A 15325-nucleotide genomic window follows, 5' to 3' on the forward strand; every position below is an offset into this window, starting at 1 on the left:
GAGAAAAACATTAATTGGAGGCCTGCAATAAACTTTATTACTTTTGGCCTATGCAAAAACTGAATTTTCCTTCGTATTCGTTTCGGTTCAAAAATAGTCAAAATAAAATAGCCGTTTTTGACGATCTAAGGAAAAAATTTATCATTCTCACTCCGGAAGAATGGGTGAGGCAACATTGCGTTAAGTTCTTAAAGGAAGAAAAAAAATACCCTTACAGCCTTATAAATGTTGAAAAGCAGCTCAAACTGGCAGGATTAACCAAACGTTATGACATCGTGGTTTTTGAACCTGACGGAAAAATCAAGATCGTCGTGGAATGCAAGGCACCATCTGTGAAGATCACACAGGACACCTTTGACCAGATCGCGCGCTATAACATGAGTTTACAGGCCGAATTCTTAATGGTCACGAACGGCCTTCAGCATTTTTTCTGCAAACTCGATTATGAAAATGAAACCTATATCTTTCTAAAAGAACTTCCTCAATACAAGCAACAATGAGAACAGCCGTCGTCATTTTGAACTGGAATGGAAAGGAATTGCTCAGGCAGTTCTTACCATCTGTGATCCAAAATTCTGAAGAAGCAACTATCTATGTTGCAGATAATGCCTCAACAGACGGTTCAGTTAAGTTTCTGAAAGCCGAATTCCCCGAGATCAGAATCATTCAGAACTCATCTAATGCCGGTTATGCGGGCGGTTACAACCAGGCGCTCAGAGATTTGGACGAAGATATCTTTATTTTATTGAATTCTGATGTGGAAGTTAGCCCTGGCTGGCTTGGACCTATTCTTCAAATTTTTGAAAAAGAACCACAAACAGCAGTAGTTCAACCCAAGATCCTTGATTATAAGAAAAAAGATCATTTTGAATATGCCGGTGCGGCAGGAGGTTTTATCGATGCTTACGGATATCCGTTTTGTAGAGGCCGAATTTTCCAGGAGCTGGAAAAGGATCATGGGCAGTACAATGAAGATGCGTATATTTTCTGGGCAAGCGGCGCCTGCCTGGCTATAAGAAAATCGGCTTTCAGGGAAGCAGAAGGACTGGACGAGGATTTCTTTGCTCATCAGGAAGAGATCGATCTTTGCTGGAGGCTTCAGAACATGGGGTACCGAATAAAATTTGCAGGAAGATCCAGGATTTATCATGTAGGAGGAGCAACGCTGGCCAATATGAACCCTATGAAGACTTACCTTAATTTCAGGAATAGCCTCTACCTTCTTTTGAAGAATATTGAGAGTCCAAAAGTCTATTTCATCATTTTAATGCGAATGGTATTAGATGGGATAGCCGGGGTCAAGTTCCTTACCGAAGGAAAATGGAATCACTTTTTTGCAATTCTGAGAGCCCATGGCAGTTTTTATCGCAAGTTTTTCCACATACATAAAAAGAGAAAAAAATCCCGGTTTTACAGGGATTACAACCTCATAAACTCCATAGTTTACGAGCATTTTATCCAGCATAAAAATAAATTTAGTGAACTAAAAAAATAAATCCTGAATGATTTGTTAAAATAGCTTTCCCTCTTATTATTTTTTTGATATTTTTGGCGCATCTAACAATTTAAAATTTATAAGAAACGAGTTATGAAAAAAATCATGCTTTTGTCGGCAACGGCTGCCATTTTGCTTTCTTCATGTGTTTCACAGAAAAAATACAATGAACTGGAAGCAAAGCAAAGAGAAACTCAGGATCAATTAAATACAGCTACCGTTAAGTTGAATTCCTGTCTCGATGAAAAAGAGAGAATGAATTCTGAAATCTCAAGATTGAACAACACCAATGCTGCTTTATTGAACAACGTTGGAGATCTTGCGACCCTTTCAAAGAAAGAAGCTGAAAACCTTGAGCGTTCACTAGAAAGCATCAAAGAAAAAGATCTTGCAATCCGTTCTATGCAGGATGCAATTAACAAGAAAGATTCTGTAACTCTTGCCCTTGTAACAAGTCTTAAAGGAGCTCTAGGAAACATGAGCGACGAGGATATCGAAATCAACGTTGAGAAAGGTGTGGTTTACGTATCTATTTCAGATAAGCTTTTATTTGACAGTGGACGTTACAACATTACCCCACGTGCGAAAGAAGTACTTGGTAAAGTTGCTACTGTAGTTAAGAACAAGCCAAACATCGAGTTTATGGTTGAAGGTCATACCGATGACAAGCCAATCAGCACTAACATGTTCGAAGACAACTGGGATCTATCTGTAAAACGTGCAACTTCTGTTGTAAGAGTTCTTCAGGAAGAATTTGGTGTAGAACCAGCTAGAATGACTGCTGCAGGTAGAAGTTACTATGTGCCAGTTGCTACTAACGAAACTGCTGAAGGTAGAGCTAAGAACAGAAGAACCAGAATCGTGGTACTTCCAAAACTTGACCAGTTCTACAGCATGATCGAAGACGGAATGGAAAAAGCTACTTCTAACCAGGAGTAAGATTTTTTCTAAAGACATAAATTAAAAAGCCCTGCAACTGCAGGGCTTTTTTTATAAAAGGAAGTTTCAACTTGGATCATTATCCAGATCCTTCCTGTTAGTTTTTGAATTCTTCTACAAGATATCCACGCTTCCTTTGCCTTCACGAATGATCTCTGGTTCGGGAGTGGTAAGATCTATCACTGTTGAAGGAATATTGTCTCCGTAACCGCCATCTATCACCAGATCTACCAGGTTACCCCATTTTTCTTTGATCAGCTCCGGATCTGTGCTGTATTCCAGCACCTCATCTTCATCGCGAATCGAGGTGGAAACTATTGGATTACCAAGGCCACTTACAATAGCACGGCAAATATTGTTGTCTGGAACCCTGATCCCAACCGTCTTTTTCTTTTTAAAGACATTAGGAAGGTTATTACCTCCGGGCAGAATAAAAGTATAAGGACCGGGCAAACAGCGCTTCAAAATTTTGAAAGTGGCTGTATCGATCTGTTTCACGTAATCTGAAAGGTTGCTCAGGTCTTCGCATACAAAGGAGAAGTTTGCCTTTTCCAGCTTTACGTTCTTTAATTGAGCTATCTTTTCAAGGGCGGCCACGTTCGTGATATCACACCCAAGGCCATAGATAGTATCAGTAGGATAGATGATAAGCCCTCCTTTTTTAAGGACCTCTACTACTTTATTGATATGTTTCGGAGCAGGATTTTCGTCATAAATTCTTAATAATTCAGCTGCCATAATGGGTTGGTTTTTTAAATAAATTAGAAATTAAGATGTCGTACTCTAAAATCAGGAACCGAATTATTCATTTACCTTCTCTACTTCGCTCTCAGATTTTAATACCTTGCTCCCGTCTTCCTGCTCAATATACAGGGCTTTATCTCCCTCTTCTCCCTCACGGGTAACCTCATTGCCATCGATGGTTTTGGTCACCTTTTCTGTATAGGTTGAAATAACCTTTCCGGTTGCAGTACCATTTCCCCAGTTCCATTTTACCTTACTTCCTTCTCGAATCATTTTTTCCTTTCAAGGTAAAAAGAAAGCCGCTTTTGGCGGCTTTCTATAACAGAAGTTTAACTGCACTATTCTAGGTAAGAACCTTTAATTTAGCGAATCTAAGGAGGAGTTTTTTTATTCCGCCTTCCTCGAAATCTATTTCAGCTTTCTTATCCTGGCCTATGCCTTCGATCTTCAAGACCTTTCCTTTACCAAACCTCATATGCTCCACTTCATTACCTTCAGTAAGTTCAATGTTATTTCTTGCTTTTTCCGGCTCCGGACCTGCCGGTTTCAGCTTCCGAAGTTTTCTAAGCTGCTCTTCCGAAGGTTTATGAGACGGCGGTGGTGTTCCATTTTTAGGTTTACTTCTCCTCAATTTACTTTTATCCACCTCATCCCCGAAGATATCGGTGTCAATAAGCGGTTTATATTTATAATCGTCCTGCGGAACCATCATATCGAGGTATTGGTCATCGATCTCTTCAATAAATCGGCTTGGCTCTGCATCCACCAGTTTCCCCCAGCGATATCTGGATAAGGTATAAGTTAGGTAAGCCTGTTTCTCGGCGCGCGTAAGCGCAACATAGAATAGCCTTCTCTCTTCCTCCAGTTCGCTACGGGTATTCATGCTCATGGCAGAAGGGAACAGATCTTCTTCCATTCCAACGATATAAACGTAAGGGAATTCGAGTCCTTTAGCCAGGTGAATGGTCATCAATGCTACCCGGTCGTCATCGCCGGTATCTTTATCCAGATCGGTTGCAAGGGCTACGTCTTCCAGGAATTCTGAAAGTGAACCGCTAGCATCTGCCAGTTCTTTCTGGCCTTCCACGAAATCCCTGATCCCGTTCAATAATTCTTCGATATTTTCAATTCGGGCTATTCCTTCCGGAGTTCCATCTTTTTTTAGTTCCTGAACCAGACCGGTCTTACGGGTTACGGTTTCAGCCAGTTGAAAAGCATCGCTGGTCTCGTTCATGATCGCGAAGCTTTTGATCATGTTCACGAAATTTTCCAGCTTGGTTTGAGTACCGCGATTGATCTTCAGATCGACCTGGCCAAGGCTTTCAATAATTTCAAAAATGGAGATACCTCTCTGGTTGGCTGCAACTGCCAGGCGATCCATCGTAGTTTGCCCAATCCCGCGTGAGGGATAATTGATCACCCGTTTCAAAGCTTCCTCATCCTTGGGATTCAGGATCAACCTTAGATAGGCCAGCACATCCTTGATCTCTTTTCTTTGATAAAAGGAAAGTCCTCCATATATCCTGTAAGGAATATCCTTTTTTCTTAGGGCATCTTCCATCGCCCTACTTTGTGCGTTGGTTCGGTACAAAATGGCAAAGTCACCGTTATTCAGCTGATTCTGCATTTTGTTCTCAAAAATAGAACTGGCAACATAACGCCCTTCCTCACCATCGGTAAGCAACCTGTTAACAATGATCTTTGGTCCATCATCATTCGCCGTCCAAACCACCTTCTCCAGCTTGGTCTTATTCTTATCGATAATGGAATTCGCGGCGTTAACGATATTCTTGGTAGAGCGATAATTCTGCTCCAGCCTGTACATCTGTACATTATCATAATCTTTCTGGAAATTCAGGATATTATTGATATTCGCCCCGCGAAAGGCATAGATACTCTGGGCATCATCGCCCACCACGCAAATGTTCTGAAATTTATCAGACAAGGCTCTAACGATAAGGTACTGTGAATGGTTGGTATCCTGGTACTCATCCACGAGGATATATTTGAACCTGCTTTGATATTTGTGCAATACTTCCGGAAAACGGTTCAGCAATTCATTCGTTTTCAGAAGAAGGTCATCAAAGTCCATCGCGCCCGCCTTAAAGCAGCGATCTACATATTCTTTATAAATGTCGCCCAAACGCGGTTTCTTAGACATCGCATCGGCCTCCATCAATTCAGGATTCTGAAAATAGGCTTTTACCGTGATCAGGCTGTTCTTGTAGGACGAAATTCGATTATATACCTGTTTATACTTGTAAACATCTTTATCCAGCCTCATATCCTTAATGATTGCACGGATCACGCTATGAGAATCCTGGGTATCGTAAATGGTAAAATTGGAAGGGTATCCCAGCTTATCGGCCTCGAACCTTAGGATCTTGGCAAAAACCGAATGAAAGGTACCCATCCAGAGATTCTTCGCTTCTGAACTGCCAACGATCTTCGAGATACGCTGCTTCATTTCCCGTGCAGCCTTATTGGTAAATGTAAGTGATAGAATATTGAAGGCATCAACTCCCTGGTTCATCAGGTAGGCGATCCTGTAGGTAAGCACCCTGGTTTTTCCCGACCCAGCGCCGGCAATTACGATCATGGGCCCGTCTTTTTGCAGCACCGGAGCCCTCTGTGCATCATTCAATTCCGCTAAATAAGCTTCCAAATTTTCTCCGTTTTTAAATGCTGAAAGGTAACCAAAATGCTCAAAAAAATAAACCCAAACCCGGCCGTTTTTTGAACAGGCACGGGATATCCAATTCGGCTTTTTCTATTTTAATATCTTTAGCTTTTTCAAACTTTTTGCTGAAACTATGAAAAACACCTTACTGCTTTGTAGCCTGCTAATAACCGGTATCGCCTGTTCCCAGGAATACGGCACTGGAAACGTGATACCCGAATATGGAAAAACCTTCACGGTTCCAAGCCCCGGTTTTAAAACCTATACCAGCTCAAAACTTAAAATGGTACTGGACATAGACCGAAGTTTTGACCCTGAACAACCAAACAGGCTCATCGAAACGGCAGCACGTTTTCTAAACATGCACGAAAAAGCGGGAGTTGATCCTAAAAATATGGAAGTAGCCCTGGTTTTACACGGGAACGCCGTTTTTGACGTGCTGGAAGATGAGTTCTATGCCGAAAAATTCCCGAATACAAAAGCTAACCCAAACCTGCCGCTCATAAAGGCCCTTGCTGAAAAAGGAGTGCAAATAATCCTATGCGGGCAAAGTGCCGCCCATCACAAAGTCACCAAAGAAAAGGCCAGTAAGCCTGTGAAATTTGCCCTATCGGCCATGACAGCCCTGGTGCAGTTACAAAATGAAGATTACCGGCTGGTGAAATTTTGAGATCGCCATAACAGGAAGAAGCTTGTATACTTCACTATTTCATTTAACTTTGAAATCCTGAAAACAGATCTTTCATGAACCAAACAGAAATTCTGGACCTCATCTATGCAATCCTCCCTGCCGTTATAGTTGGCCTGGTGAGCTTTTACTTTTTCAGCTCTTATTTTAAAAGTGAGGAAGGCCGAAGGAGGTTCCACTTAATGAGGGAAAACCAAAAAACCTCTCTTCCAATCAGGCTCCAGGCATATGAGAGACTCACCTTATTTCTTGAAAGGATTTCTCCAGGAAACCTTTTATTCAGGGTTAAGCCTACTTCTGAAGACCCGGTTCAGTATGCCAGCTTACTAATTGCAACTATCGAGCAGGAATTCGAGCATAACCTTGCGCAACAGATATACGTGAGCACCGATTGCTGGGATTATGTAAAAACGGCAAAGAATGCCACCATAAATCTGCTAAGAAATGCTTCAGCTAAAAAAGAACTTGGCAACACCGATCAATATAGAGAAGTGGTACTTAAGAATTTGATGGAAAAGGAACCTCCTTCCAGCGCAGCACTTTCTTTCATCAAAAAAGAAGTTAGAAACCTAACCTAAACCAGGATCTTTCAGACTTCTTTTCCCTTTCTTTATTTTCGGCATATTCGTAACCTTCCTGCCACCACTGTGTCATGGCTTTTTTATTGAATACCAGTGAATTTTCAGTGAGCTTGGTAGGAGTATAATAGATATTCAGCTTCACCTTTTTATTCATGGCAGCTAATTTGCCTTCCACGATATCGTGATATTCCACCTGGTCAAGTAGAAAACCGAAAAGATTTACCATCAGGGAAAATGGGTTTTTTCCGAGAATCTTATTATACTCCATATTCTCGGCCTCGAGGATGATCGCATCAACTTCGGTGGCACCTCTCTTGATCGCCTCTCGGATGGGTACTACACAACCAAGTCCGCCATCGGCATATTCACAGCCATCCTTCTGAGCAAGGCTCATAAACGGGATATAATTACAACTAATCCAGATCCAGTCACAAAAATCGTCGTATTCGAAATCGTGGATAGATTTGTATTCTACCCGGTTCTTGGAAAGATTAGATACGGTCACCACTACATCTTTCACCTTCCCTTTAAGTTCTACGAAATCCTCCCGGGAAAAGCTTTTTCTAATATTCCTTTTTAGCGCTTTACTTTCTCCAAAAGTACGGCGGGACCTGATGAACTGCCAGACCGTGTTGAAGTAATTGATGGTCACATATTCCCTGCCATCCTTCTTTTTCACCACGAATGGATTAACGCTGAAGATCTTTCGCTGGGTGACATTGGTATAAATATCATATACCTTCTGTATCTTTCCAGCCGCCAGATGCGGGATTAAAAGACTCCCGGTGGAAGTCCCCAGGAACAGGTCGTAATTTCTCTTTTTCTCCTGAATAAGGTATTGGGCCACGCCGCCGGCGAAAGCGCCTTTACTTCCCCCTCCAGATATTACCAATGCACGCATTAAGGTTTAAATTTCGTTTATTTCTTCATTTCGATATTTGGCAAATTCAAATCCAGATTCCCACCACTCGGTCATTTTGTCTTCATTAAAAATAAGGGAATTGGTCGTTAAAACACTGGGAGTATAATAGAAATTTAGAATTGCATCATGATTAGCAGCTGCGAATTTCCCTATCTTGATATTCTGATTCTCTATACGGTTCAGCATAAAAGAGAACAGGTTGGTGATTAAGGAAAATACATTTTTAGAAGGCATCCTGTTAAAATAGGTCACTTCGGTTTGCAGCACTATAGCGTCTACCTCTGTAGCACCACGATTGATGGCCTCTTCAATGGGCACCATAGAACCCAGGCCACCATCGGCATATTCGCAGCCATTTTTCTTCACCAGGCTCATGAAAGGCGTGTAATTACAGGAGATCCAGATCCATTCAATAAAGTCCTTGTAATCGTAGTCGTTTATCGATTTGTATTCTACTTCATTAAGTGAAATATTCGAAACGGTCACTATCAATTCCTTGGGACCGGCCTTTAGTTTTTCGAACTCCTCCCGCGTAAACGTCTTTTCCAAAAGCTTCTTGAGGTTAAGACTATCGCCAAAGGTTTTATGTCCTCTCATAAAATTGCGCAATACGTTGAAGTGGTTGATGCTAATGGTCTCATGTCCATGCTGGCGCTTGATGAAAAAAGGACGCAGACTGAAAATGCTCCCCTGGTTTACCGAAGTAAAAACCTTTCTCACTTTCTCTGCCTTATTGAGTGCCATATGAGGCATTAAAAGACTCCCGGTTGAAGTACCGATATACAGGTCATAATCCCTTCCCAGCTCCTCGATGAGATACTGAGCCACACCACCTGCAAAGGCGCCCTTACTTCCTCCTCCAGAAATTACCAGTGCCCGCATATCATCCTGAGATTTGTGAACGCAGATATCTTGTATCTTCTTCGCTCATGGTTTGCAGTAAATCGTTCAATTCCTGGCGGAAACTTTCTTCGGTGAGCAGTTTTTTTAACAATTGCCTGCAATAGTTCCTGAAACTATAAGTATGATGCTGAGTTCCCATTACCAGGCTTTCCAGGCTGTTTTCATCAAGTGCAGCGATCTGGTATAAATAACCAAAGGCATTTTCCCTGATCTGAAATGGATTCCATTCCAGGGTGTAGCCAGCAAGTTCATCATAATATTGCGAGGTTGCGTCTGGCTCAAATTCTGGGGTAACCAGGCTCAAGGTCAACCATAACATCCTGATGTTCTTTTCAAAGAACCCGACACGCCCTTTGGTTTGCTCGAGATATTTTGAGCGGTCTTCCGGAAACTGGCTCCACAGACTAAAAAGTGCAGCTTCCTGGGTTAAATAAGACTCATCGTTCAGCAAACTTTCATACTCCGCTTTTAAATTTTTCGGAATTTCCCTCATACTGATCGCGATAGCCTGCCGCACAAAGATATTACCGGTTTCAAATGCCTTTTTATAGAGTTCAAGAGCCTGCACACTTTTGTTTCCAGACAACTGGTTCACGGCTTCCTGACCCATATAATCATTTACCGGGAAACTGAGGGCCGATCCAAGATATTCAGCTTTCTGGTCAAGCGGGGTTTCTCTTAAGGCCGCCAGCTGCAGGTACTGGTTCATGAATTCAGACTTTTTAAGGGATTCCAAAGCTTCTTCAGCTTTAAATGCCGATTGCTCCAGCCAGTCCTTTACAAAAAGAGAAAGGTCCATCCCTGAAGCCATTTCCATTTCTGAAATAAGATTCTCGGTACTCACATTTTGAAAACTATATTGCTGCAGGTAATTCTTCACCCCTTTCCTGAATGCCTCGTCCCCTATTCTTTCCTTTAAGATATGAAGTGCCCAGGCTCCTTTTTGGTAAAAAGTAAGTGAACTTGCATCAGGTTTTAACAGGGATTCCCCTTTCCCCCTATCGCTCAGGGCTTTCAACTGCTCGGCTGTTTCGTATAACCTGAAGTAATAATAATCCTCCCCAAAGATCTCCCTTTCTGCCAGCAGGGCATAATAAGTTGCAAATCCTTCATGCAGCCAGTGATGTTTTCCATTTTCGGCGGTTACCAGGTTACCGAACCATTGATGGGCCAGCTCATGGGCATTTACATTCACATAATTGCGGTCTTTGAATCCTATGGAATCGGTCATTAAATTGTTGGAAAAAATGGTGGTGGCCGTATTTTCCATTCCTGCATAGAGAAAATCCTGTACCGGGATCTGCTTATAATTCTGCCACGGATAGGGCACCCCGGTTTCCTTTTCGAAAAAGTCAAATATTTGAACCGTATGCCGGTAGGTTGGTTCGACTTTGGCCGAATCTTCAGGTTTAAAGAAAAGCTGAATCTCATCGCCTGTGGAAGACTTCAGTTCTTTTTTCTGAAATTTTCCCGCTGCCAGGGCCAGCAGGTAGCTGCTCATGGGCTTATCCATATCGAACTGCCAGCGCACCAGCGAATCTCCAAGTTTCGTGGTATTCTGAAGTTTGCCATTAGACACGACCTCAAAACCTACCGGAAAATCAAAACTCAGGTCGAACTCTGCTTTCTCCCTGAGATCATCGAAGGTGGGAAACCAGGTAGAGGTGAATTTTCCCTGTCCCTGGGTCCAGACCTGCTTTTTCGATGCCTCCACTTCCGGATATTCCCAGTTGATGAAATACATCCCAGTTTGCGGTTTTACTGAATAATTTAATTCGAGTTTTTCGGCTTTAGCTATCCTGAAATCATGCAAAATATAGATGCCGGTCTCCTCCCTGCTAAAGTCAACCTGATTTCCATTCAGGGAAACCTCGCTAAAATCCATATTTCGCCCGTTGATAAAAAGGCTATCTGTGCCCTGCAGGACATCAAACTCATAACTCACCTTTCCGGATACCGTTTTCTGTTCAGGATGAATGGTGACATGTGCTTTCACATGCTTAAAATCGATCGAATTTATCTGGGAAGATTTGTTCTGTGCCTGGGAGATCGAGAAAATAAAAAGGAACAGAAAAGTTATGATTTTTTGCATGTAGTCCTGGAGAATATCTTCTGCAAATTACAAAATAGAGGCTTTATTACATAAATTTTCCTCGTTATTGCCCGAATCTGAAACAGGAATATCCAAAAATCGGAGCGTTTTAATATCTTCGTTTTTATGATCCAGAACCTGCTGCAAACTCCCATTGAGTATCTAAAAGGCGTTGGTCCAAACAGGGCCGACCTTCTTAAAAAGGAACTCGGCATTGAAACGTACAGAGATCTGATCAATTTCTTTCCTAACCGCTACATCGATAAAACCGGGTTTTACAAGATTTCCCAGCTTCAAAGAAACACATCAGAAGTACAGATCGTTGGAAAGATCGTCCATATGAAAATGGTCGAGCAAAAACGGGGAAAAAGACTGGTAGCCGATTTTGTAGACGATACCGGAAGAATAAAGCTGGTATGGTTCAGGGGCCAGAAATGGATCCGCGAAAACCTTAAACTGAATACTCCTTACGTCATCTTCGGAAAAACGAACTGGTATAATGGTGTTTTCAGCATGCCGCATCCTGAGATGGAACTGGTTGCCGACTATAAACGCAATCTAAGAACTGCGATGCAGCCAGTGTATCCCTCTACCGAGATGCTTCTGAAAAAAGGGATCACCAATCGGGTGATTATGAAACTGATGCAGGAGGTATTGCAGCAAACCGGGCTCAAATTTTCAGAAAGCCTTAATTCTGACCTGATCCAGGAACTGAAGCTCATTGCCAAATCGGAAGCCCTGTTCAATATACATTTTCCAAAAAGCCAGGAATTGCTCGCAAAAGCACAGTTCCGGCTGAAATTTGAAGAGCTGTTTTTCATTCAGCTTCAATTGCTGAGGAAGAATATGCTGCATAAGCAGAAGATCAAGGGCTTCAATTTTGAACAAATCGGGGATCATTTCTCCGGTTTTTATGAAAATCATTTGCCTTTTGAACTGACGAACGCCCAAAAACGGGTGATCAAGGAAATTCGAAGCGATATGGGAACCGGCGCTCATATGAACCGGCTGTTACAGGGAGATGTGGGCTCCGGGAAAACCATCGTGGGATTAATGTCTATGCTCATCGCGCTGGATAACGGTTTCCAGGCATGCCTGATGGCCCCTACCGAAATACTTTCCATCCAGCATTATAATGGCCTGGCTGAATTATGTTCAGACCTGAACATCGAAATTCGCTTGTTAACCGGTTCCACCAAAACTTCGGAAAGAAAGGAGATCCACGAAAAACTGGAGAACGGTGAGATCGATATTCTAATCGGCACTCACGCCCTGCTCGAAGATAAGGTTCAGTTCAAAAACCTGGGGCTGGCGATCATCGATGAGCAGCACAGGTTTGGCGTGGCTCAACGTGCCAAACTCTGGAAAAAAAACCAGATCCCGCCACATGTGCTGGTCATGACAGCGACTCCAATCCCGCGGACCCTGGCCATGAGCCTTTATGGCGACCTGGACATTTCGGTGATCGATGAATTGCCGCCTGGGCGAAAACCTATCAAAACTGTCCACCGGTATGACAGCAACAGGCTGAAGGTTTTCAGATTTATACGAGATGAAATCGAAAAAGGCCGGCAGGTCTATGTGGTTTATCCGCTAATCCAGGAATCTGAAAAAATGGATTATAAAGACCTGATGGATGGTTATGAAAGCATTGCAAGAGAATTCCCGGAATTCCAGATCTCCATCGTTCACGGTCAAATGAAACCGGCTGATAAAGATTATGAAATGGACCGGTTCCTGAAAAGGGAGACACAGATCATGGTTGCGACCACCGTAATCGAAGTTGGAGTAAATGTACCTAACGCCAGTGTGATGATCATAGAAAGCGCCGAACGCTTTGGACTGTCTCAACTGCACCAGCTAAGAGGAAGGGTTGGCCGTGGAGCTGAACAAAGTTATTGTATCCTCATGACGGGACATAAACTTTCTGCCGACAGCAAAACCAGGCTGGAAACCATGACCGCTACCAACGACGGCTTCGAGATCGCAGAGGTGGATCTTAAATTAAGAGGCCCGGGAGATTTGATGGGCACCCAGCAAAGCGGGGTACTTAATCTTAAGATCGCTGATATTGTCAAGGACAACAGTATCCTGTCTACAGCCCGCCACTATGCTTCCCAACTATTGAAGAAAGATCCAAACCTTGAACTCGAGCAAAACCGCAGTATTAAGAACGCTTACGCCCGCTTAGTAAAGAATAAGACCATCTGGAACTATATAAGCTAGCAACCAACTGAAAACCAGCTAAATATGTCTTTTGGCGATCAATTTTAGCCTTACATCGAAAAATTCTGACAAAAAGTACAGGATTTCCCTTATATCTGTACCTTCAGGTTCCTAATTTTTTAAATACTAACCAATTATGAAAAAAATAATTTATTTAATGGCCCTTGTTGTGGGCCTGTCAGGATGTAGTGTGGAATCGATTGATTCTGGTGAAGAGATCATTAGCGCTGATGCGAGGGGCGGTAATAATCCTCAAACTCAGGAAGAAGAGGAAAATGATGTTCCAGTTTTATTTAGTCCCAATGAAACCTGCGCAGGAGAGGTAACCGAATTCTGCCTTAGCTTTCCTCAAGCCACTGCCGGACGAAATAATAAAGAAAGTCAGGTTCTGATCGATGTAAAGGTGATGGGTGATAATCCTGAAACAGAGGAAATTGAAGAAGATTATTATGAGGAACTTTTCAGAGGAAAGGGCGATACACAAGCCTGTTTTGAATATACTTTTGAAATTGGGACTTATGATATCAGGTACATGGTGGCTGGAGAATCAAAATGGACTGAGGACAGTATAATAGTAAGCTCCTGTAGCGATTGTACAAATGAGATGACAGCAGACCTTACCTGTGATGAAACAAGGGTTTTAAACATCTCTTTTACCGCAGAGGAAGCGGGACCAATTGTTATTCAGGGAGGCTTAACTAATGGTACGACTATTTTAGTTAAAGAAAGTAATGTTCTAAACGAAAATTCAACCCATCAAAGTGTTATTAATTCAAATGCCAATGTAACCAGATGGGTAGGAGATGTAGATGCTTGTGAAGAAGTAACTGTACAAATAGAGTTTACTGGCGGGAATGGCGTTGGTGACTGGACTGCAGAACGTGGTGAGGAACTATTAGGAATTACACCAGAGATTTCATGCCAAGAAGAATAATTTAGGGTTAATATTCATTCTGTTTAAAATGGGGCTGCGGCCCCATTTTATTTTTCCGAAGATTTTTTGGTCATTTTTCCTTATCTTTAAAAGACCGATTCTCAACCTTTATTTAAGCCCCCCTACCCGCTTTTCTCTATTTCGGAAAATTCACCCCCCGTGAAAAAGAATGGAATAAATGTTAATCTTAAATATTAGAGTTATGAAATCGAATAAAATCACCTCCTTATTATTTAGTCTTGCCTTTTTACTGGGAATGGTCTACAGTCCTGCCCAAAACAATCCCGATCTGCCCGAAAAACTTTACCAGGATTATAAAAATAACGGCATCGAAAAAGCTTTAAGTGATTACAATAACAGTCCGGCCAGGGGAGATGAGTATACCTTTCTAACAGAACCTCTTAACGTGCTTGGATACCGAATTATGGATGAAGGAGATCTGGCAGCGGCAGAGAGAGTATTTCTTGCCCAGATAGATGAATATCCCAATCAGGCGAATCCATATGATTCTTATGCCGATCTTTTGATGCAGAAAGGCGAGGAAGAAAAAGCCAGGGAACATTACAAAAAAGCCATCGACCTTTCTGCTACCATGGAAGATGTGGAAGAAAAGGCACAAATGCTGGAAGCCTCAAAGACCAAACTGGCAATTCTTGAAGGAGCAGGATCGGTCTTCGAATTTCTGGAGGGTAGCTGGGAGGTATCTAATTATGGCTATGAGAATGGAGAAAAGATGCTTCAGAGGGAAGGAACCATGGTATTTCATGCTAACGAGAACAATACCATTTTGTCTGGCGTCTTTAAAAATAATAATGGTGAATTTGTTGGCACACGAATCATAGCTTATAATGCCGTAGATGAACATTACGAAATGGCCTGGGCCAGCAATCCTATGCTTGGGATCGAACCCTCCACCATAAAGGTTGAAAAAAATTCTACCAATGAAGTGATCGTGATCGAACATTACGAGGAGGATGGTGATCAGCAAAAGGTAAAACATGTGATCGATAAAGCCTCGGGGGATTTGTCGTGGGATATTTATGATCTTTCCAATACAGACGGAAAGAAGCCTGTGGCCTCCATGACTTTTAAAAAGAAAGCTTGATCAAGACCGAACCAAT

14 protein-coding genes are annotated in these 15325 nt (G+C 42.3%); 8 read left to right on the forward strand and 6 right to left on the reverse strand.

Going from position 1 to position 15325, the window contains the following annotated elements; translation table 11 throughout:
• Positions 1-50: 50 nt before the first annotated feature.
• The 3 genes from MKO06_RS14500 (at position 51) to MKO06_RS14510 (ending at position 2434) form a co-directional block, all read left to right on the forward strand.
• Positions 51-500 carry a type I restriction enzyme HsdR N-terminal domain-containing protein gene (locus MKO06_RS14500; RefSeq protein WP_241552786.1) on the forward strand — a complete coding sequence of 150 codons (450 nt, stop codon included), beginning with the start codon at positions 51-53 and terminating at the stop codon, positions 498-500.
• Positions 497-1495: a glycosyltransferase family 2 protein gene (locus MKO06_RS14505; RefSeq protein ID WP_241552787.1), complete on the forward strand. Its 999-nt coding sequence runs from the start codon at positions 497-499 to the stop codon at positions 1493-1495. The genes MKO06_RS14500 and MKO06_RS14505 overlap by 4 nt, the downstream gene beginning before the upstream one ends.
• Positions 1496-1588: 93 nt before the next feature.
• Positions 1589-2434, forward strand: coding sequence for an OmpA/MotB family protein (locus MKO06_RS14510; RefSeq protein ID WP_241552788.1), 846 nt, complete (start codon positions 1589-1591; stop codon positions 2432-2434).
• Between the two features lie 114 nt (positions 2435-2548).
• Here MKO06_RS14510 and MKO06_RS14515 read toward each other — a convergent pair whose 3' ends face one another.
• The 3 genes from MKO06_RS14515 to MKO06_RS14525 form a co-directional block, all read right to left on the reverse strand.
• Positions 2549-3172: an L-threonylcarbamoyladenylate synthase gene (locus MKO06_RS14515; protein ID WP_241552791.1), complete on the reverse strand. Its 624-nt coding sequence runs from the start codon at positions 3170-3172 to the stop codon at positions 2549-2551.
• A 63-nt stretch (positions 3173-3235) separates the two neighbouring features.
• Positions 3236-3451 (reverse strand): hypervirulence associated TUDOR domain-containing protein, encoded by a 216-nt coding sequence (locus tag MKO06_RS14520; protein ID WP_241552792.1) that lies wholly within the window; start codon positions 3449-3451, stop codon positions 3236-3238.
• 70 nt (positions 3452-3521) lie between these two features.
• Positions 3522-5843: an ATP-dependent helicase gene (locus MKO06_RS14525; RefSeq protein ID WP_241552794.1), complete on the reverse strand. Its 2322-nt coding sequence runs from the start codon at positions 5841-5843 to the stop codon at positions 3522-3524.
• A gap of 148 nt (positions 5844-5991) precedes the next feature.
• Here MKO06_RS14525 and MKO06_RS14530 point away from each other — a divergent pair, with 148 nt between their 5' ends.
• Positions 5992-6528, forward strand: coding sequence for a DsrE family protein (locus tag MKO06_RS14530; RefSeq protein ID WP_241552795.1), 537 nt, complete (start codon positions 5992-5994; stop codon positions 6526-6528).
• A 74-nt stretch (positions 6529-6602) separates the two neighbouring features.
• Complete coding sequence (locus tag MKO06_RS14535) at positions 6603-7124, forward strand: DUF7935 family protein (protein WP_241552796.1); 522 nt, start codon at positions 6603-6605, stop codon at positions 7122-7124.
• Here MKO06_RS14535 and MKO06_RS14540 read toward each other — a convergent pair.
• Genes MKO06_RS14540 through MKO06_RS14550 form a run of 3 tightly spaced genes read right to left on the reverse strand, consistent with a single transcriptional unit; the run spans position 7108 to position 11044 of the window.
• Complete coding sequence (locus tag MKO06_RS14540) at positions 7108-8028, reverse strand: patatin-like phospholipase family protein (protein WP_241552797.1); 921 nt, start codon at positions 8026-8028, stop codon at positions 7108-7110. The two genes, MKO06_RS14535 and MKO06_RS14540, sit on opposite strands and share 17 nt — an antisense overlap.
• Before the next feature lie 6 nt (positions 8029-8034).
• Positions 8035-8931: a patatin-like phospholipase family protein gene (locus MKO06_RS14545; RefSeq protein WP_241552799.1), complete on the reverse strand. Its 897-nt coding sequence runs from the start codon at positions 8929-8931 to the stop codon at positions 8035-8037.
• 1 nt (position 8932) lies between these two features.
• Positions 8933-11044, reverse strand: coding sequence for a M1 family metallopeptidase (locus MKO06_RS14550; RefSeq protein ID WP_241552801.1), 2112 nt, complete (start codon positions 11042-11044; stop codon positions 8933-8935).
• A gap of 126 nt (positions 11045-11170) precedes the next feature.
• On the opposite strand from MKO06_RS14550, the gene recG reads away from it, so the two are divergent.
• The 3 genes from recG to MKO06_RS14565 all read left to right on the forward strand — a co-directional run bounded on the left by recG (position 11171) and on the right by MKO06_RS14565 (position 15309).
• Complete coding sequence (recG, locus tag MKO06_RS14555; protein WP_241552803.1) at positions 11171-13270, forward strand: ATP-dependent DNA helicase RecG; 2100 nt, start codon at positions 11171-11173, stop codon at positions 13268-13270.
• Between the two features lie 136 nt (positions 13271-13406).
• A complete protein-coding gene (locus tag MKO06_RS14560) occupies positions 13407-14204 on the forward strand; it encodes a hypothetical protein (RefSeq protein ID WP_241552805.1) in 798 nt (265 codons plus the stop codon).
• A 202-nt stretch (positions 14205-14406) separates the two neighbouring features.
• Entirely contained in the window at positions 14407-15309 is a 903-nt protein-coding gene (locus MKO06_RS14565; RefSeq protein WP_241552807.1) for a tetratricopeptide repeat protein, read from the forward strand.
• Positions 15310-15325 lie beyond the last annotated feature (16 nt).

It is taken from the genome of Christiangramia oceanisediminis (assembly GCF_022570735.2).
GTDB classification, from domain to species: domain Bacteria; phylum Bacteroidota; class Bacteroidia; order Flavobacteriales; family Flavobacteriaceae; genus Christiangramia; species Christiangramia oceanisediminis.

Excerpts from the sequence above, each read along its gene's own strand:
- MKO06_RS14500 (WP_241552786.1), top strand. The coding sequence starts at position 51 with ATGCAAAAACTGAATTTTCCTTCGTATTCGTTTCGGTTCAAAAATAGT.
- MKO06_RS14505 (WP_241552787.1), top strand. The coding sequence starts at position 497 with ATGAGAACAGCCGTCGTCATTTTGAACTGGAATGGAAAGGAATTGCTC.
- MKO06_RS14510 (WP_241552788.1), top strand. The coding sequence starts at position 1,589 with ATGAAAAAAATCATGCTTTTGTCGGCAACGGCTGCCATTTTGCTTTCT.
- MKO06_RS14515 (WP_241552791.1), bottom strand. The coding sequence starts at position 3,172 with ATGGCAGCTGAATTATTAAGAATTTATGACGAAAATCCTGCTCCGAAA.
- MKO06_RS14520 (WP_241552792.1), bottom strand. The coding sequence starts at position 3,451 with ATGATTCGAGAAGGAAGTAAGGTAAAATGGAACTGGGGAAATGGTACT.
- MKO06_RS14530 (WP_241552795.1), top strand. The coding sequence starts at position 5,992 with ATGAAAAACACCTTACTGCTTTGTAGCCTGCTAATAACCGGTATCGCC.
- MKO06_RS14535 (WP_241552796.1), top strand. The coding sequence starts at position 6,603 with ATGAACCAAACAGAAATTCTGGACCTCATCTATGCAATCCTCCCTGCC.
- MKO06_RS14540 (WP_241552797.1), bottom strand. The coding sequence starts at position 8,028 with ATGCGTGCATTGGTAATATCTGGAGGGGGAAGTAAAGGCGCTTTCGCC.
- MKO06_RS14545 (WP_241552799.1), bottom strand. The coding sequence starts at position 8,931 with ATGCGGGCACTGGTAATTTCTGGAGGAGGAAGTAAGGGCGCCTTTGCA.
- MKO06_RS14550 (WP_241552801.1), bottom strand. The coding sequence starts at position 11,044 with ATGCAAAAAATCATAACTTTTCTGTTCCTTTTTATTTTCTCGATCTCC.
- recG (WP_241552803.1), top strand. The coding sequence starts at position 11,171 with ATGATCCAGAACCTGCTGCAAACTCCCATTGAGTATCTAAAAGGCGTT.
- MKO06_RS14560 (WP_241552805.1), top strand. The coding sequence starts at position 13,407 with ATGAAAAAAATAATTTATTTAATGGCCCTTGTTGTGGGCCTGTCAGGA.
- MKO06_RS14565 (WP_241552807.1), top strand. The coding sequence starts at position 14,407 with ATGAAATCGAATAAAATCACCTCCTTATTATTTAGTCTTGCCTTTTTA.